Genomic DNA, 16409 nt, shown 5'->3' with positions numbered 1-16409 from the left:
GCCCGGGCGTTGGAAGGTGGTGGCAGGTCAGCTATATTTCAGCGATAAAAAAAGAAGAGGTGCGTTATGCCCTGTCCAATTTGCAGGAATATGGATGCGGTAGAGGATCTATCATTTGGTGGCGGTAAGCGTTTCCACTGCGTGCCATGCGGTGGTTTTTTCCGGATTTCAACCACTTTAGATGCGCTGGCAGAGGGAAAGTTATTTGACGTTGATCGCACAAGAGATCGCCTTGATAGGCAGCGTGATCCTAAAAAGCGACAACCATTGAATCCAAATAGTCTTCAGTATTTAGAGCCTTTACTCAGCGTTGAAGACAATGACCTGCTCATTGAAACGGATTGTGCCAGCCAACAACTGGTACGACCGAGGTAATGCGTAAGACTTTAGAGCATTAGGTGAGGGATGGTCAGGCAGCCTTGCGCTGATTCAGCACCTGCTGGCGCGCAGCTGATCAGCGCGGCGTCCGAATGGCGCGTCATGATGGTTTGCGTACGATCACATCTCTGCGAAGCAAACATACAAAACTTGCGACAGCGATAGTGTCGTGAGATCAATCGCAAGGGCGCGCTATTTGATCTGCACAATAACCGGACCTTCCGTTACGATCGGCGGGTTCGCGTGGATATCCGAGGCATTTTTCTGAATCCAGTCACGCGCGACTTCCAAGCTCGCATCGCTGCCGGCCTTGTCCGTGCAAACAGTCACCGACGTACCACCATCACCAGTATTCAACAGTGTGTAGCTTACGAGGCTAGGCACTGTCCGCAGGGTAGCTTCGACGTCGGCTTTGCGCTCTTCTAAACGCTCGAAAAGCTGCTTTGCTCCAGCACCCAAGTAGGTTCTTATAACCGCATACATAGTTGTCTCCTTTGGGAGTACCGTCTTGATGCCAATCCAGATCCGCTGATGGCCGCGATCACTCAGGTTTCAGTTCGACCCGATTTATCAAGCTTAGCCAAACACCGGCGACAAGCGAAACGGAACGATCACCGGCCACTTTTAGCCGATTTCTGCCTGTCGCGAAGAGCCTCAACGGGCTCCTGAAAATAGATTTTTCCTCTACCGCGTCACTCATTTGCCTCGAGCTTGCTCTTGATTGCGCCGCGATGGTCCCGACCTTGGAGGAAAGGTTATTCCGGTAAGGGGTAATGTTTTTCCGGTAGCGCCACACGTTTGTGCGTATGTTGGCGCGGATACCCAACTGATGATGTTCGAGTGATGACGAAGGCGGCGGTGGAGGCTGTTGATCGTGTATTCCGACCAGGGTTCAAGTACAGCAAAGCAGAGGTGCTCTTGCTCAGCCTTTGCCAGAAAGGCGAGTTTACCGATGACCTGTTTTCAATCTTGCAGCAGTCGCGACTGAGAAAGTCATGGGCGTGCTGGATTCCATCAATGAGCGATGGGGGAGGGGAACACTGCGCTTGGCGAGTGTGCCAACCAATCCTGATTGGGGGATGCGCCGGGAGATGATGAGCCAGAGCTTTACGACGCGGGTTGATCAACTGTGGACGGTGTACTGCAAGTGATATGAGCGTCGCCACTGACAGAGGCGTTCTCGGAGACGGCAAAACTGAATTATCCCAAATTATGGCTCAGCCATAATTATTGCTGAGCCATAATTTCTAACTTCAAAAAGCCCCAGTAATCCGAGCAACACGCCGTCATCCAAATAGGCGGAAATTCCTGCTGTTGCTGCGACGTCGAACAGCAGATAAGGTTGCGTCATGCATGATCCTCGTATCCCCATCATCACTTCTGCGAACCGCGTTCAGAGCAAGACCGCGCCGGTGCTGACTGAACCGATGGACGCTCATCTCTCCGTGTCCCGAACTCTCGAACTCTCGAACTATTGGCTGCTGACATGAATGCGTATCCGGAGCGCTTGGTGCCTGTGGATACATGTTTGGTCACCCGCATAGTTTCGCTAGTCGGCCAGGCTGATGTTGACCTAAATACGCCGCTCTTGGCGGAGGACGAATAAATCAGGGCAGCGAACCTCGACTTGCATACACGGGGCTCCCTGACTCTAAATTCAAATTGTGGTTTTTGGTGTATTGTTAGGTGACTAACTACCTAGAGAACGACCATGTCCAAGCTCGTAGAATTCCGCCAACTAGAAAAGCACCTCGCCGAACAGCTTCAAGCTCTCGAAGCCCTGAAAGGCGACGTCGGCCTTAAAAAAGAAATCGAATTTGAAACGAAACTGCGCGCATTGCTTGCCGAGTACGGTTACAGCTTGCCGAACGTGATCAACCTGCTTGATCCGAAGTCCGGCCGTCGCGCACCAGCAGCCGAGCCCAAGACCAGTACTCGTAAGCCACGTCAATTGAAGGTCTACAAAAATCCGCACACTGGCGAAGTCGTCGAAACCAAGGGCGGCAATCACAAAACGCTGAAGGAATGGAAGGCAGAGCACGGCTCGGAAGCTGTCGAGTCCTGGCTGACCAAGTGAGTTTGGTTTGAGTACAAAGGGCCCTTCGAGGGCCCTTTTTGTTGAACACGATGTACTATCGCAATGGCTTTTTGCCGCGATCGGTATGTTCTGGGGCATGCTGGCAGCGTAAAAAGCATCTTTCTGAAATTTAATCGGTTGATTCAGTCATTACCGGTGATTGGATCTCCGTTCATTAACATGAATCTCACGGTGCTCATGACGCCAGAGTGACCCGACCTAATGCAATTTTTCACACGGAGAATTCCAGAATGGCAGCGCATCATAAAGAGAAACACTCAATAGACAACATTGGTTGGCTGCGCGCTGCCGTATTGGGGGCCAATGACGGAATCGTTTCAACTTCAAGTCTGATTCTGGGCGTAGCCACCTCTCACGCAACTCACAACAGCATCCTTATAGCGGGTGTCTCTGCTCTCGTCGCCGGTGCTATGTCGATGGCTACCGGAGAGTACGTTTCCGTGCAGTCCCAAGCCGACACGGAAGCGGCTGCCCTAGAGACGGAGCGAATTGAGATTCAGGAAAATCCGAAGGGCGAGAATCGTGAACTGACAGGAATTTATGTTGAGCGAGGACTTGAGGTGCCGCTTGCAAAAGAAGTCGCGACTAAACTAATGGATCACGACGCCTTGGGGGCGCATGCCCGAGATGAGTTGGGAATCACCGATGCGATGAGTGCAAAGCCATTACAGGCTGCTCTTGCATCTGCGCTAAGCTTTGCCGTAGGTGCGGCACTACCATTACTCGTGGTCGTAGTAGTTCCACAAGAACATCTCATCCCAGTCATCGTCGTCGCGTCGTTGGTCTTCCTTGCTATCCTTGGCGGCTTGGCGGCCAAGGTCGGCGGGGCGAATATTAAAAATGGGGTTTTACGTGTGACTTTTTGGAGTGCGCTTTCGATGGCGGTGGCAGCAGGAGTCGGTACCCTGTTGGGAACTACAGTATAAAACGCGGAGAGGGTTCCAGAATTAAATTCTTGATGGTGAGAGTGGGCCTTTATACAAGGATGGAACAGGGTTTATATATTTGAAGGTAAGAGAAAAGCAGCGCTGCCCCCACACACCTTTATCCGATAGTATACCGCCGGTTTTTTCTTCTGTTTTCTTTAGCTTTTTAATCCCACAGGATTGAAAGCTGGAACAGGAGCTGAAACTGAAACGCAGGCCTTGGGGGCCCAAGGGGAATCGCATTACTTACAGCCGTGGGCCGCTGCTTATGCTTTGAATACAAAATACCGTCAGTTTTTTCAAAAAAATCCACATATTGCTATTCATCGGTTTTATTTCGTTTTTACCATTATATGTTGTGTTTTCGGCGGGTGGGGTGATGTGAGAATCAATTGGAGCTAGAGTCAGAGCTGGAAGCGACGGTCTGGGCAGTAGCATTGCGTGCCTACGGTGCATCGCTTCATCAGGTACTTGGGCAAGCGTTGGCGCAATACAAAAGACAACCTGGGTTGGACGAGCTGACGCGCTTGCACCCGAGCACAGGGGGTCAAGCTGGCGTCCGCGCACTTGGTTGTGCTCTCTCCAAAGAGATGCCGAACTGGGGCGATCGGCACCGTGATGACTACATCGAGATCCGGCGCCGGCTTCGTTGGCATATTGCCCGTCACCTGCACCTACCTGAACTACACGCCAAGAGCGATAAGGGCAATAGCGTCCACTTATTTTAAAGTGGACGTCATCGCCCTCACCGAAGCCACAAAATGGCTATCACATGTTCAACGACATTGGCTTTTCTCCTCCGTCCGGGAGGCCGAAACGACCTCTGACGAAGTTCAGGAAAGCTCCATATGGTCGTCCCAGAGTTAGCATAATTACCGTCACACCAAGCGATCCATACAGCAGTTCTTCGCCGTTAGCCCCGCAGATTGCCAATATGGCTGCATAGATTGGTACCTGGAAGCTTACGAGAGCGAGCGAGCCCCACAAGATATGGGAACTTCGACTCGTGCTGGAAAATCTCATGAACCAGTCTCGCCAAAGCCCATATGGGCGGCCAGTCAGAACCATAAGCCCGGCACCTAGAAGTCGGGTATGAAGCACCTGCTCCCAAGCCATCCCCGCAATGAGCCGCTCGTTAAGGATGCCTGTAACGGTAAAAAATAGGATCAACGCGACAGTATCCGCAGCGAAAGATCGCCACCTATCGCTTCGATCTTCAGTTGAATAAGACAAATCGCTTACCTCCTGCCTCGTTTAGAGCGCTATGTCCGAAGAACTGGGCTTCAAGCCCCGATCCCAATTCGCTGTGACAAGTCGCCAGGTATTTTTGAATAATAGTGGTGACCTACACTGCATCGAACGGTTCAATAGGCCCGACTCGCAAGCTGTATGCTGACGTGTTGATTCAAGACATAGGTAGAGGACAGCAATGAGGATCATGGGAAGAGTCGAGATCGAGACAGTCATTGACGTCTTGTGATGCATGCAGCAGTTCCACGTGTTCTGAGAATGGCGGACTTCAATACGCCAGCCTTCACGCTCACTGGGGTTATGGCACCAGACATGACGGCGAGCGGTATGAGCTGCATCTCTGTGAGGACTGCTTCTTCAAGACTATTGCTTACCTCAAGCAGGAACGGCGGACCGAGAATTTGTTCAGCGACAAAGCTGCTGATGCCCCTGATGATTTTGGCTTGGTCGCAAGGGACGATTTCTTCGGAGACCAGGGGAATCTTTAGGCCGTCCATTGTTTATCCGTCCGCGTACCACTCCCGAACAACAAGCACTTAGGGAAAGCGTCTGCTCTTGGCCGTTTCTGCCTTCGGTGACCGACTGAAAACGGCCAAAAGGAGTCGCTAGCAACTGACCCCTAATGGACATAAGCTGGGCTGGATCGTCAAAATGTTTGACCGAAGCTAGCTGCCTTGTATTGGACTGATGATCACAGCAGTTGGAGGATTAAATGACGATGCCATTTGAACGGACCAGATCTGTCGCACAAACTCATGCTTTCCTGACGGATCTTGCATGCGATACGGAAGTGCCCGAGCGCATTAGACAGAACGCTCAATTCCTTTTGCGTCATTTTCCCACTAAGCGCGACGTTCTACTGGCTGGCCGAATTGAAGAGGAAGCAAGAAAACGAGGCTTAGGCGCATTTAGTACTGTGTTTAGCTCCTCAACTGAAGACTGGTAGTCGCCCGTGATAACAGGCAGCTAACGATGGGTAGGCTTTGGGTCGTTTTCAGCCAGTCGTGGTAGGCAGAAAACGACCCATAGCTGCCTGTCAGCACAGGCAGTAATCGGTGAGAAGCGGCACTCTTAAGCAGTACGTAGTAGCATCGATACACTTCCAGCTCACTATTCATGAACGGATTCGAAATTGCGCAAGTCTTTGTTTGCTCTATGCCTCAGTCTCGTGGCATTTGTTATTGTTTCCTTCGTTGTCACGCTATGGCGAAGCCCTTACAGCCTCACTGTCTTGATCGCCTCAGCCTATGAGGAGGGTTTGATAGTTGGCCGTAACCCGGGCAAAGCCGCAGACTGGTATTTAAGCGCAGCAGAAAAAGGAGACCGTGTCGGGCAGTACAAGCTCGGCATCATTTAATATTACGGTCGAGGTATCGACGTTGACCGACCTAAGGGGCTTAAGTGGATAACTGAGTCGGCCGATCACGGGAACGCAGACGCACAATATTTTATGGGGGTCGCAAGTATCGCGGGCCTTGATATGCCGACTGACTTTGCCCAAGCTGCGACATGGTTCAGCAAGGCAGCAGAGCTAGATCATGCCAAAGCTCAACGACAACTCGCAACCCTTTATTACAAAGGTAACGGCGTTAAGGTAAACGACCAGCAGGCGTTCAACTGGGCTAGCAAAGCAGGCGCTCAAGGCGACGCCGAGGCTCTGACGCTACTGGGTACCCTCTATTTTTTTGGTAAAGGGATTCCAGCAGACCCTCAACACGCCGTGAAACTGCTCACCCAAGCGGCCAATGCCGGCGATAGCCTTGCATTCGAACTCTTGGGAGCGGCCACTTTACAGGGCACTGGCACCCCCAAACACGTACCTACCGCCTTGCATTGGTATACCCGCGCTGCCGACCAGGGCCGAGTCAGCGCCCAGTACGTCCTCGGCTATCTCTACAGTAGTGGCGGTGATGTGCCAGTGAACTATCCACTGGCGAATCGCTGGTTGTTACAGGCTGCCGCTCAAGGAAACGCTATGGCGCTCATTACCCTCGCCGTTCATCTTGATAATGGGAAGGGCTTCCAACGTGACAAGCTCAAGGCTTGCGGATTATTGCGTGTGGCGCTCAAACAGACGCTGCCGAGCGATATTGCAGACCCCATGCGCATGCAGCTTGAGAAGGAAGAGAAAACGCTTTCACCGCAGCAACTGGCTGAGACATTGGCTCTGGAAAAACTCTACTCAAGCCCGGCGGGTCTCAGGGCGCTGCAAGGTGATCTGACAAGCGAACAGTAATTAGCGACGGCCGCTCAGCCATGTGCTAGTTCACTAGCGGTCATATAAGGAGTGATCAGGTATATGCCTGTGTTTCCGTGGACAAAGAGCCACAAATATCTGCTTCCTATCGATTGCCGTCATTTGTTAAAGGCAGAAACGACCCTAAGCTGACATCAGGCGATGGATGCTCTTGGCCAATAGCCGTGATTAAGCAACCAGCGTAATCTTTCGGCCTTCTCGCACAATTGAGGCAAGCAACAGATGACGGAACAGCTTTGCGTTGTATTCATTCCGGCGCTTTCGGTGGCTTTGCAAAGCGCCGAAAAGAACAAAGGCTCCCCACTTACAGAGTCCGAGGCACTCAAAATCCGTGATCAAGCGACGTGTGTTGCAGTTCCATTCGACGTCGCCCTGGATATGGAGAACGAACGTGGTTTCCGGGACTTAGTTGCCGAGGATTGCTGGAATGAATGGCAGCGACTGCGGCTTTCAATGAAGAAATGACCCCTCTGAATTGCACCAATACTCAGTCATAAGATGCAGTCTTCACCTGCCCATTGCTGCCGAAATGAGAGGCAGCTTTTGGCCGTTTTTTGACTATCGCCACCGGCCGCAATGGGTCGGATAGCGACCACCAGCTATTGTGACAAATCCACCCTTGTCCTCCCCTCAACGTGGAGGATGTGCCATGAACACGATTGCTACAAACCACCATCAGCCTTGGAACAAGGGAAAGCTTGTCGGGCAGAAAGCTCCGCTTCGAGTCAGAGATATCTGGGCTATTCGCGTAAGACTTCAGCTTGCTGAGAAGACCCGTGATTTGGCGCTCTTCAACTTGGCCATCGATAGCAAGTTGCGTGCCTGTGACTTAACCAAGTTGCGAGTCCGAGATATTGCCCATGGGGAGCATGTGTCATCACGGGCCATCGTGATGCAGCAGAAAACTCAGCACCCAGTGCAATGTGAAATCACTGAGCAAACCCGAACAGTTTTAGAGGCGTGGATGCATCAGGCGCGTCTCCGCAGCGAGGATTTCTTGTTCCCGAGCCGGTTGCACGCCTCAGATCATCTTTCCACCAGGCAATACGCTCGAATAGTCAAAGCGTGGGTGACAGCCATTGGCCTTGATCCAACCATGTACGGTACCCACACGCTACGGAGAACTAAGGCTTCGTTGATCTATCGCAGGACGAAGAACCTGAGAGCCGTCCAACTTCTGCTTGGTCATACGAAGCTTGAAAGCACTGTCAGATACCTGGGAATCGAGGTCGATGATGCCTTGGAAATGGCGGAGCAGACGGAAGTTTGACCATTCACTGCGACGGTCGTGTTAGACCGTCGCTATCCGTCCCTAGCTGCCAGTCAATTGTGTCTACAAAATCAGGGGCCATTCAAATCAGAGGGAAGTCTTGCGCTGAGTACTCTACGACTGGCGTATTCTCAAAATGGAATCTGTGATGGCTTGAGCATTAGTGTCCAGCGTTTCCATGGCCGACATCGCATTTGCGGCGACACTGCCTACCCCGTTTTCTGAGAGCCACTTGGTTATTTCTTCTATCGCAGCACTTAGGGCGTGCTGGTTGTGGAGGAGCAGTGTCAGAGCGTCCGCTGTGGCGATCTTGCAGTCTGAGTTATCTGGCATGATGGTCGTCCTTGAAAAATGATGCCGGAAGCCTAGCTCATCTCGCCGTTGGCTGAGACTGGTGGCTAATTGCCCAGAGCTACCCAATTGTTTGCATACGACCTGACAGTCCTTTGAAACAAACTTGATTAGCACGCCCCCTGGTTATGACCGGCAGAGGTCGACCCAGAGCGGCCCCTCAAGTGCCGGGCGAGCATTTAGGAAAGCTTGTGCAATTCAGTTCGCGGGCACCGTGATCACAGGCGCCAGTTTCGGCAAGAGAGAACAATACGAGAATGAACAGGAATTCGGATTTGGATCTCATATCGCGGTAGGAGCTAGTCATTGAGTGCAACGCGCGCTCACTATTTTCCCGTTGCTGTTGCACCAGGAGGCGCGAATCCGGGCGGCACTTTGAGCCACGGGAAGCCCTGCACCGCCATGTCATAACCGGTGTCGTAGAGCTTGCGCATATACTCGTTATCGAACTCTTCCTTGTGGGGGAAGTTGAAGCTCGACGGTATGAACCCGAGGTTGAAGTCCACACCGTCGCGCTGGGTGGTCGCATAGATCCGGTACAGGTCGCCGATGCCCTGGCTGTGGATCAACGAGGCGACCGCGCGCCCAGCGATGCTCATGGTGCTGCGCTCGACCTGCGCCCAGTCCGGATCGAGTCGCGAGTTGCGTATCACGTAGAGTCTGCGCTCGCGGGTGAACCCTACTTTTGCCGCGTCCTCATTGATACGCATCCCGGCCGGATAAGCGAAAACCTGCGCCATGATGCCACCGTCCACGTGCATTTCCTGATAGGTTTTACCGTCGACTTCCACATCGATCATCATTGGCGGAAATCCTCCCGGAATCGAGGCGGATGCGATCATGATTTTCACGAAAAGGTCCAACGCCTCAGGACCACCATAGGTCGCGATTTTCCCCATGTCCCAGATAATGGGGCGTCGCGCATCGAGATCGGCGGTGGCGATCAACAGAAAGCGGCCCTTTGCGTACTCGGCGGCGATCTCCTTGAGCATGACATCGGTCACCGATTTGCGCGTCAGCTCCAACAGCGGTGCGTTGTCCGACATCGCATCGCCCAAAACGCCTGCGAAAAAGCTGCGATGCAAAATGACGTCTTTGGGCGATAAGGTGGTATAGACCCTCTTCAGCTCCGCGTCGTACTTCGGCCCAAGAAAGGCGAACGGCGCAATCAGTGCGCCCGTGCTGATGCCGGTAACGAGTTTGAATTCAGGGCGCGTTCCTTTAGCCGTCCAGCCATTCATCAATCCCGCGGTAAACGCGCCATTGTCACCACCGCCTGAAATGGCGAGAAATACCGCTGGCGGTAGGGGCCCCTTGTGCCCCCGCTTCACGAGATATGCCTGTTCCCGCCGTAGCGCGTCAATCGCGACTCAGGTCAGCTCTGTCATGTCTCCGCCGGCGACATAACGCACCCCGGGCATGCCTGGGATCTCCGCTCTCGCCGTCAACTCGGACGGCACCGCGGATAAGCGCGGCGGCGCCATGGCGCAACCTTGCATCAGTACAAGCAGGGCCACAATCAGGCTGGTGATTTTCATAGTCATCTATCGCTCGAAAAATTTCGATCCGCTTGCCCGTGGCGTCATTCCATCATCCGTGTAGCATCCAATGGCGTCTGCTGGGTTGATCAACGATCGTGTAGAGGTGTCGACAGCTTCGAAGCGATTGGTTTCCTGAAGTCGAGTAGTCATTCCAAATACGTCCTAATCGCTTGCAATAGTTGGAACGATAGCACTGCTGAACCGCTCCGTTATTGCGCAACCTCCAGATCGAGCACATCCAGCTTGATCCGGGTGATAAAGGCGGATATCTGAATCACCCACGTTTCTGTGGACCGCATTGAGCGGCAACAAGGTGCAGCAAGAGCAGATAGCCTGGGATTTCTCGGGCGGAATCGACAGGCAGCTTCTGGCCGAGGCTGTGTGAAAACGCAGGCTCTGATTTGAACACCGCGTTTCTACGTAAGTATCTATGACCATTCGGCTAGTGAGCAGACCTGGATTTTGCGTAGAAGCGAGATATTTGCTCTGCTTTTTAACGCTTCAACTGCTCGGCTGCGTTTTCACACAGCCTGGGCCGATGCCTGCCTGTCACAAATGGCAGGTAACAACCAGCATCAGACAAATGTCTCACGAACGCATGAATGGAATGCAGCGTAAGTCCTGAGTTTCAAAGCCCTCCGCCGAAGCGGTACTGCCAGACTATGCCAATGGCATCGAATTCACTGCCCGTACGGGTATACCCGCCCTTGCTTGCATTCAACTTTAGCGAGTGGTTCCGGTTCAACGGCAGCGAAAGGGTGCATCCGTAGCGCGTATTTTCCTGAAAATCGTGGTTACCGACCCCATCGACCGAGCTACTCCCGCCAGCGAAGTAGGTCGTATCCAGCGCAGCCCAGACACCGTTGCTGAAGGCATAAATAAGATGACCCTGTACCTGGTAAATCGGATTCTGGGAAAGTGTGTGGTTGCCAAGGAACTTGTCATTGTCGGTGTAAAAGGTTCCGGCGCCGGTTAATTCCAGGGTCACTGGCCCCAAGCGCTTGGAAATCCCGAGTTCAGGCTTGAATGACCAGCGGTTGTTGCCGAGATTTACCAGCTTACTAGCGTCGTATTGGCCGAGTGGCGCCGTGATCGCCAGGCTGGCGCCGATAATCACATCCTGTTGATAGCTGGGGAATTCAGCCAAGGACATCGCCGGGGCGCCATATAAGTTGACCGAAAACCGGAATCTTGGATCGATCAACCCAGTAACATTACGCTCCTTGGGTTCACCGGCGAACAGAGCAGAGCCCGTCAATCTTGCCTCAGGCACGATGATATCGAACTTCCCGGAGCGGCCCCAGACGTCCAGAGATCTGGCAAAGGCAAACACGACAGTCTTTATGTTGAGCTTGGCATCTTGGAGCGGGATTGAGGGGTTGGCGGTCACGCTGCCATGGAGATCGCTGTAGCCCATGAGCAGAAAATTGATACCGACCGGCGTATTGGCGTAGGACCTGGGTTCGAGATCCTCTGCGACTGCACCGGGGGCTACTATGATGAGCGAAGCGGATGCGAACCGAACCAGCCTGACGACGCAGAGTTTGTGTTTCATCCACATTCGCTCGCTTCCTGTGAGGACCCCAGAGTTCTGTGTATTGTTGTAGCGCATCTGCATGCGTTTGGCACTTACAGCTGCCACCAGCACTGTGTGGCCGCACTTACTGTTTGATCGGATACTCCTGACCGATCAGTGCCTAGGCATACCGTTTATTGGATGAGGTTTGCCCCCCTGGTTTCGTGGACAACTCGAAGTCTTATAACAAGGCGCTGCAAGAGACAGATCGTCTGGGTTTCCTCAGACGAAATCGACAGGCAGCTGTTGGCCGATAGCTGGGATGAAATTGATGGTTCGCATTCCTCAGAGTTATCAGGTTGATCCGCAGGATCGGTCGCAGGAGTTTTCACACAGCCTGCTTCGGTAGCTTCTACGTTCACCAACTGCCTTAGGGAATTCCGCTTGAGCCTGGGCGACTTTGATCGTCGTGGCACAGCTCTCTTATAGAGCGTGGCGCGGTAGGCGCACTGAGTTGAAGCAGGATGTGCATTGCGCTGTCCGTTCAGGCAAAACAACAGAAGGGTCCAAGACTTCGCCTGAACATCCCTTGCCATTGGCGATGGTTGGGGTGCTTTCGAATTGGCCTAGTATTTGCTATTCATTTTTCATCCGAATGACGCAGTTGGTGAAGTTAATGTCGCTATCAAGTAATTCGATGCAGTTATCCTTTAGTGAGAAGCGCTGGCTACCCTGGTTCGGCAAAACTGGAAAAATTGCGATGGGCTGGTCGTGTCGGCTCAATCAGTCGGCTTATCCGGTGATCGAACAAACGTTCGAAGCTATCGCTAAAACCCGTGTGCAGTTGCTGCACAACTGGACGCGCGAGCAGTGGGAACACCTGGCTGAATTGGCGGAAAACCTCGGTCGTGATTTCGCCCATCTCGACAGCGCTTCGTTGATGGACAAGCTCAGCCAGGCAGAAGATTTTTCGGAGTTGTTTGTCGTTGATGCCAGCGGCACCGTCATGGTATCGACCTGGAATCGACGCGACAAAACCCGGATCGAGCAAACTCGTGCGTTGGCAGAAGGGATGAAGGGGCCGTTTCTCCATGGTCCTTACACCGATCCACTGACCTTGCAAATAGGTCCATCGTCTTCACGCTTCCACGATGAAGTCACGTTGATGTTCTATCAGCCCCTGAAGGCCAATGGAAAAGTCCTTGGCTGCCTCTGCGGTCGCGTGCCAAACGATGTGCTGGGCGATCTTATCCAGCGCGAAGCCGGGCACATTTTTGCCGAGTCGGGCGATAACTATCTGTTCATGGCGCAATCACGCTTTGATCCCGCTATCAAGCCGGGAACCGCGTTGTCACGTTCACGTTTCGAGGACGGTACGTTCACCCACGGCGAAAATCTGAAAAGTGGCGTACACACGCCCTGGAAAACCGTGCAGATCCAGCGACACACCGAACTGGAACTGCGTTTTACCGACCCGGCGACGCAGCAACTGCACCCAGGCGTACGCGAAACCATCCGCATGGGCTCCAATCTGTTCGTTACTTATCCCGGTTACTCGGACTACCGGCACATTCCGGTGGTCGGTAAGGGCGTTACGTTTCAATTGCCAGGATCACCTGACCGCTGGGGCATGATGTGTGAGGCCGATCTGGAAGAGGTATACCGCCGGCGCTCACTCAGCTACGGTTTGATGAAGCCTTATCTCGCGACCATGACGGGACTCTTTGTCTGCAATTTCATGGCCCAGCATTACAGTGGCCTGACGCAAAGCTTGATCGATACCGTCGAGGTATCGAGCATGGTATGCGCCACTGTCCTGTTCGGCCTGCTGGGGCCCAAACGTCTTGCGGCAAGGTTGAACGGGATGACAAGTGTGGTCAGGACCATCGCCGAGGGCGAGGGCAACCTTCGTCAGCGTCTGGATACCACGCGCATGGCCAACGATGAGACTGGTGACATGGGACGCTGGATAAACAGTTTCATCGACCGTCTGGACTCGGTTGTCGGGCAAGTGGTGAAAGCCAGCCACAACGTCGGCACCACCAATCAAATGATGCTGGGACGCAGCCAGGAAGCCGGTATTACTTCCACCGAGGTCGCCGAAGCGGTGCATCGCATGATGATTATCGTCGAAGACCAATTGGGCGAGATCCAACAAGCATCTGCCAGCGCTGAACAAATGAGACAGGCGATGGATGAAGTTGTCACGCGTTCCCGCGAGCAATTTCTCGCCGTTCAAAAAGGGACTCAGTCCATTCGGGACGTGGTCGAGCGCTCTTCTTCGAGCGTGCAGTTGCTCGACAGCAGGATGAGTCAGATCGGCAACATCACCGGCCTGATTAGCGACATCACCAACCAGACTAATCTGCTGGCACTCAATGCGGCGATTGAGGCTGCACGCGCGGGTGAACATGGTCGAGGCTTTGCGGTGGTCGCCGATGAGGTACGCAGTCTCGCCTCACGCACGTCACGAGCTGCCGACGACATTCGCAAGATGGTCGAAGGCCTACAGAACGAAACGCAACAAGCCGTCAGATTCATGGAGGAGGGCGTCAAGAACGTCGATAACAGCCTGCGCCTGGCCGAAGATGCATCCTCGGAAAACGTGCAGTTGCATCAAGCGGTGGAAAGTATGTTTGCGATCATTCAGCAACTCAACATGCGCAGCCTCGACTACGGCAAGACAATCAAGAAGGTCGACCAATCCTCCACAGAAATGCGCCAGACAGTGGTCGTGCTGCAAAGCAGTGCGGAAACCGTGAGGCTCAATGCCAACAAACTGAAAAAATTAGTGGGGCAGTTTGAGGTGAGTAGCAATATCGAAGGAGTTGCGGCGGCTTGAATCTGGGCGAGGGGGGCGCTTCCACTCTATTAATTTTTGCACTCCGCCAACACCACGTGGCAGGTATGCGGCGTGCCACCGAATCGGCCGGCATAGCGCATGCAATTATCCAGGGATTTTTTGTGAGTCATGTTCAAGGTGGAGCCCCAAGCCAAGCCCCCCTCGCCGCGCCACACGTACCCGTTTTTGTGATCATGTTCGGATCGGTAGAGCTGCGCGAGTGGAGCCGCTATGGTATCGGAGGTAAATGTTTAGCAGGTACTGATGAGTGACTGCTTTTGGCCGATTCTGTTGAAAAAGTCGGATTTTCAGATCACCTGAACTCAGGCACGGCCACCACCAGAGAACCTACTCACCACATTGAGTGGTTTCTCGGCCCTTCGTTGACCCTTGTTGCTTTGTTATTGGGGTTAATTTGAGGTTTTTGGCTTAGTGCAGGCGCACCTATCCCGGGGCAGGCGGCCCTTGAGATGTAAGTTTGGCCAGTCGACGCAGGTTCTGTACCGCAGCCGCCAGTGTGAACTCATCGGTCGCGCCGCTCATGCCACGTAGTCGCAAGCGATCCAGTTTCAGAATGCGCTTGAGGTGGGCGAACAACATTTCGACCTTCTTACGTTCGTGGCGAGAGCGCACGTACTCCGGCGTCGCTGCGATGCGTCGGGCCACATCACTAGCGGCTTCATGGACGCTGCGGACGATCTTGCGAATCGAAGTGTTCGGGCAACACTTGGCTTTCATCGGACATGTCGCGCAGTCGGTCTGTCTGGATCGGAAGATGATGGTATTGGCTTTTGTGACGTGCGAACGCTCGTTCTTGAAGGCTCGCCATTCGCTGCGTAATACGTTGCCGGCTGGGCAGCGGTATTTCCTCGGACTCTTCATTCCAGTAGAAATCGTTACTCGAAAAGCTGTCGTTCTTGCGCTCAGTTTTGTCCCACACCGGCACATGCGGCTCGATGTCTTTTTCCTCCACCATCCAGGCCAGCATCGGCGCGGTACCGTAAGCGGTGTCGCCAATAAGGCGTTCCGGCTTGATGTCGAACTGCGCTTCGACCCGATCGATCATCGTCTTGGTGCTCTCGACTTCTGCGGTTCGATGAGCCGGTGTCGGTTCCACATCCATAATCACACCGTGTTCGGTATCGATCAGATAGTTCGTGGAATAGGCGAAGAACGCTGGGCCTCCTGGAGCAGCGGTCCAGCGGGCTTGAGGATCAGTCAGCGATAGGCGTTTCGGTAGCGTTTCGGCCAGAGCCTCTTCATCGAGGGCTTCAAGGTATTCACGCACGGCGCGGGTGCTCAGGGCCGGATCGCTCCAGTTGACCTGTTCATCACCCGGTACACTGCGCTGCCGGCTGGCATCCGCTTTGATGATGCTGGCGTCCACGGCAAAGCCTTCACCTTTGACCAAGCCGGCATCCATGCAACGACGCAGCACTTCATTGAACAGCCAGCGAAATAGATCGCTGTCCCGAAAACGGCCGTGTCTATTTTTGGAAAAGGTCGAGTGATTGGGGACTTCATCTTCAAGGCTTAACCGGCAGAACCAGCGATACGCCAGGTTCAAATGGGTCTCTTCGCACAGCCGCCGCTCGGAGCGAATACCGTAGCAATAGCCCACGATCAGCATGCGGATCATCAACTCAGGGTCAATCGAAGGACGCCCAATTGGGCTGTAAAAATCGGCGAGGTAATGGCGCAAGTCGCTCAGATCGAGACACCGATCAATGCTGCGCAGAAGGTGATTGGCTGGGATGTGATCTTCAAGGTTGAACGAGTAAAACAGCCGTTCCTGCCCACTCGATAACTGTCCCATCATGCTGCGTACTTCCCTGCTGGCCAATGCAGAGATTTTGCCGCAGGCCAGACAGGGGAGCTACTTTTTCAACAGAATCGACCCATAACGGACACTGGAAGAGACTGGTGGGTAAGCGTCCGGCGAAGTCACCTACCCGATCCCAGCCATAAGGACGATGGTG

19 protein-coding genes and 2 pseudogenes are annotated in these 16409 nt (G+C 53.5%); 11 read left to right on the top strand and 10 right to left on the bottom strand.

Annotated features, from left to right (window positions below):
* The first annotated feature begins 66 nt into the window (after nt 1-66).
* Entirely contained in the window at nt 67-375 is a 309-nt protein-coding gene (locus tag ACA048_RS14610; protein WP_497629778.1) for a hypothetical protein, read from the top strand.
* Between the two features lie 195 nt (nt 376-570).
* Here ACA048_RS14610 and ACA048_RS14605 read toward each other — a convergent pair whose 3' ends face one another.
* Nucleotides 571-861 (bottom strand): hypothetical protein, encoded by a 291-nt coding sequence (locus tag ACA048_RS14605; RefSeq protein WP_497629777.1) that lies wholly within the window; start codon nt 859-861, stop codon nt 571-573.
* Nucleotides 862-1197: 336 nt separating this feature from the next.
* On the opposite strand from ACA048_RS14605, the pseudogene ACA048_RS14600 reads away from it, so the two are divergent.
* Nucleotides 1198-1529: pseudogene (locus ACA048_RS14600) on the top strand (DUF4113 domain-containing protein); the annotation flags it as partial.
* Between the two features lie 59 nt (nt 1530-1588).
* On the opposite strand, the gene ACA048_RS14595 reads toward ACA048_RS14600, so the two are convergent.
* Complete coding sequence (locus ACA048_RS14595; RefSeq protein WP_497629776.1) at nt 1589-1729, bottom strand: hypothetical protein; 141 nt, start codon at nt 1727-1729, stop codon at nt 1589-1591.
* On the opposite strand from ACA048_RS14595, the gene ACA048_RS14590 reads away from it, so the two are divergent.
* From ACA048_RS14590 to ACA048_RS14580, 3 genes are all read left to right on the top strand, one after another.
* Nucleotides 1728-1868, top strand: a complete 141-nt coding sequence (locus tag ACA048_RS14590; RefSeq protein ID WP_497629775.1) for a hypothetical protein — start codon at nt 1728-1730, stop codon at nt 1866-1868. The two genes, ACA048_RS14595 and ACA048_RS14590, sit on opposite strands and share 2 nt — an antisense overlap.
* Before the next feature lie 221 nt (nt 1869-2089).
* Complete coding sequence (locus ACA048_RS14585; RefSeq protein ID WP_497629774.1) at nt 2090-2455, top strand: histone-like nucleoid-structuring protein, MvaT/MvaU family; 366 nt, start codon at nt 2090-2092, stop codon at nt 2453-2455.
* 251 nt (nt 2456-2706) lie between these two features.
* Nucleotides 2707-3402 (top strand): VIT1/CCC1 transporter family protein, encoded by a 696-nt coding sequence (locus tag ACA048_RS14580; protein WP_497629773.1) that lies wholly within the window; start codon nt 2707-2709, stop codon nt 3400-3402.
* Nucleotides 3403-4170: 768 nt separating this feature from the next.
* On the opposite strand, the gene alaE is transcribed toward ACA048_RS14580, so the two are convergent.
* Nucleotides 4171-4635 (bottom strand): L-alanine exporter AlaE, encoded by a 465-nt coding sequence (gene alaE / locus ACA048_RS14575; RefSeq protein WP_497629772.1) that lies wholly within the window; start codon nt 4633-4635, stop codon nt 4171-4173.
* 230 nt (nt 4636-4865) lie between these two features.
* Nucleotides 4866-5150, bottom strand: coding sequence for a hypothetical protein (locus tag ACA048_RS14570; protein WP_497629771.1), 285 nt, complete (start codon nt 5148-5150; stop codon nt 4866-4868).
* 215 nt (nt 5151-5365) lie between these two features.
* On the opposite strand from ACA048_RS14570, the gene ACA048_RS14565 reads away from it, so the two are divergent.
* The 5 genes from ACA048_RS14565 to ACA048_RS14545 all read left to right on the top strand — a co-directional run bounded on the left by ACA048_RS14565 (nt 5366) and on the right by ACA048_RS14545 (nt 8180).
* Nucleotides 5366-5599, top strand: coding sequence for a BPSL0761 family protein (locus ACA048_RS14565; RefSeq protein WP_080942986.1), 234 nt, complete (start codon nt 5366-5368; stop codon nt 5597-5599).
* A gap of 186 nt (nt 5600-5785) precedes the next feature.
* Nucleotides 5786-6010 (top strand): hypothetical protein, encoded by a 225-nt coding sequence (locus ACA048_RS14560; protein ID WP_497629770.1) that lies wholly within the window; start codon nt 5786-5788, stop codon nt 6008-6010.
* A 15-nt stretch (nt 6011-6025) separates the two neighbouring features.
* The gene (locus ACA048_RS14555; RefSeq protein ID WP_497629865.1) at nt 6026-6889 is read left to right on the top strand and encodes a tetratricopeptide repeat protein; all 864 of its coding nucleotides are present in this window, start codon (nt 6026-6028) and stop codon (nt 6887-6889) included.
* Nucleotides 6890-7132: 243 nt separating this feature from the next.
* Nucleotides 7133-7375, top strand: coding sequence for a hypothetical protein (locus ACA048_RS14550; protein WP_497629769.1), 243 nt, complete (start codon nt 7133-7135; stop codon nt 7373-7375).
* Nucleotides 7376-7559: 184 nt separating this feature from the next.
* The gene (locus ACA048_RS14545) at nt 7560-8180 is read left to right on the top strand and encodes a tyrosine-type recombinase/integrase (protein WP_497629768.1); all 621 of its coding nucleotides are present in this window, start codon (nt 7560-7562) and stop codon (nt 8178-8180) included.
* A gap of 114 nt (nt 8181-8294) precedes the next feature.
* On the opposite strand, the gene ACA048_RS14540 is transcribed toward ACA048_RS14545, so the two are convergent.
* The 4 genes from ACA048_RS14540 to ACA048_RS14525 all read right to left on the bottom strand — a co-directional run bounded on the left by ACA048_RS14540 (nt 8295) and on the right by ACA048_RS14525 (nt 11627).
* Entirely contained in the window at nt 8295-8513 is a 219-nt protein-coding gene (locus ACA048_RS14540) for a hypothetical protein (protein ID WP_017736579.1), read from the bottom strand.
* A gap of 344 nt (nt 8514-8857) precedes the next feature.
* Nucleotides 8858-9862 (bottom strand): patatin-like phospholipase family protein, encoded by a 1005-nt coding sequence (locus ACA048_RS14535; RefSeq protein ID WP_497629767.1) that lies wholly within the window; start codon nt 9860-9862, stop codon nt 8858-8860.
* A gap of 39 nt (nt 9863-9901) precedes the next feature.
* The gene (locus tag ACA048_RS14530; RefSeq protein WP_497629766.1) at nt 9902-10075 is read right to left on the bottom strand and encodes a hypothetical protein; all 174 of its coding nucleotides are present in this window, start codon (nt 10073-10075) and stop codon (nt 9902-9904) included.
* A gap of 625 nt (nt 10076-10700) precedes the next feature.
* Nucleotides 10701-11627 carry a transporter gene (locus ACA048_RS14525; protein ID WP_497629765.1) on the bottom strand — a complete coding sequence of 309 codons (927 nt, stop codon included), beginning with the start codon at nt 11625-11627 and terminating at the stop codon, nt 10701-10703.
* 562 nt (nt 11628-12189) lie between these two features.
* Between ACA048_RS14525 and ACA048_RS14520 the strand changes: the two genes are divergently transcribed.
* Complete coding sequence (locus ACA048_RS14520) at nt 12190-14430, top strand: methyl-accepting chemotaxis protein (RefSeq protein ID WP_497629864.1); 2241 nt, start codon at nt 12190-12192, stop codon at nt 14428-14430.
* A 444-nt stretch (nt 14431-14874) separates the two neighbouring features.
* Here ACA048_RS14520 and ACA048_RS14515 read toward each other — a convergent pair whose 3' ends face one another.
* Nucleotides 14875-15312 carry a transposase gene (locus ACA048_RS14515; RefSeq protein WP_497629764.1) on the bottom strand — a complete coding sequence of 146 codons (438 nt, stop codon included), beginning with the start codon at nt 15310-15312 and terminating at the stop codon, nt 14875-14877.
* Nucleotides 15284-16246: pseudogene (locus tag ACA048_RS14510) on the bottom strand (transposase); the annotation flags it as partial. The pseudogene ACA048_RS14510 and the gene ACA048_RS14515, both read right to left, overlap by 29 nt.
* Nucleotides 16247-16409: the final 163 nt, after the last annotated feature.

The sequence above is a fragment of the Pseudomonas sp. LBUM1659 genome (assembly GCF_059716045.1).
Note: the sequence above shows the minus strand (reverse complement) of the source record. Positions and strands in the feature narration are given on the sequence as shown.

Excerpts from the sequence above, each read along its gene's own strand:
- ACA048_RS14610 (WP_497629778.1), top strand. The coding sequence starts at position 67 with ATGCCCTGTCCAATTTGCAGGAATATGGATGCGGTAGAGGATCTATCA.
- ACA048_RS14605 (WP_497629777.1), bottom strand. The coding sequence starts at position 861 with ATGTATGCGGTTATAAGAACCTACTTGGGTGCTGGAGCAAAGCAGCTT.
- ACA048_RS14590 (WP_497629775.1), top strand. The coding sequence starts at position 1,728 with ATGCATGATCCTCGTATCCCCATCATCACTTCTGCGAACCGCGTTCAG.
- ACA048_RS14595 (WP_497629776.1), bottom strand. The coding sequence starts at position 1,729 with ATGACGCAACCTTATCTGCTGTTCGACGTCGCAGCAACAGCAGGAATT.
- ACA048_RS14585 (WP_497629774.1), top strand. The coding sequence starts at position 2,090 with ATGTCCAAGCTCGTAGAATTCCGCCAACTAGAAAAGCACCTCGCCGAA.
- ACA048_RS14580 (WP_497629773.1), top strand. The coding sequence starts at position 2,707 with ATGGCAGCGCATCATAAAGAGAAACACTCAATAGACAACATTGGTTGG.
- ACA048_RS14570 (WP_497629771.1), bottom strand. The coding sequence starts at position 5,150 with ATGGACGGCCTAAAGATTCCCCTGGTCTCCGAAGAAATCGTCCCTTGC.
- ACA048_RS14565 (WP_080942986.1), top strand. The coding sequence starts at position 5,366 with ATGACGATGCCATTTGAACGGACCAGATCTGTCGCACAAACTCATGCT.
- ACA048_RS14550 (WP_497629769.1), top strand. The coding sequence starts at position 7,133 with ATGACGGAACAGCTTTGCGTTGTATTCATTCCGGCGCTTTCGGTGGCT.
- ACA048_RS14545 (WP_497629768.1), top strand. The coding sequence starts at position 7,560 with ATGAACACGATTGCTACAAACCACCATCAGCCTTGGAACAAGGGAAAG.
- ACA048_RS14540 (WP_017736579.1), bottom strand. The coding sequence starts at position 8,513 with ATGCCAGATAACTCAGACTGCAAGATCGCCACAGCGGACGCTCTGACA.
- ACA048_RS14530 (WP_497629766.1), bottom strand. The coding sequence starts at position 10,075 with ATGACTATGAAAATCACCAGCCTGATTGTGGCCCTGCTTGTACTGATG.
- ACA048_RS14525 (WP_497629765.1), bottom strand. The coding sequence starts at position 11,627 with ATGAAACACAAACTCTGCGTCGTCAGGCTGGTTCGGTTCGCATCCGCT.
- ACA048_RS14520 (WP_497629864.1), top strand. The coding sequence starts at position 12,190 with ATGGTTGGGGTGCTTTCGAATTGGCCTAGTATTTGCTATTCATTTTTC.
- ACA048_RS14515 (WP_497629764.1), bottom strand. The coding sequence starts at position 15,312 with ATGAAGAGTCCGAGGAAATACCGCTGCCCAGCCGGCAACGTATTACGC.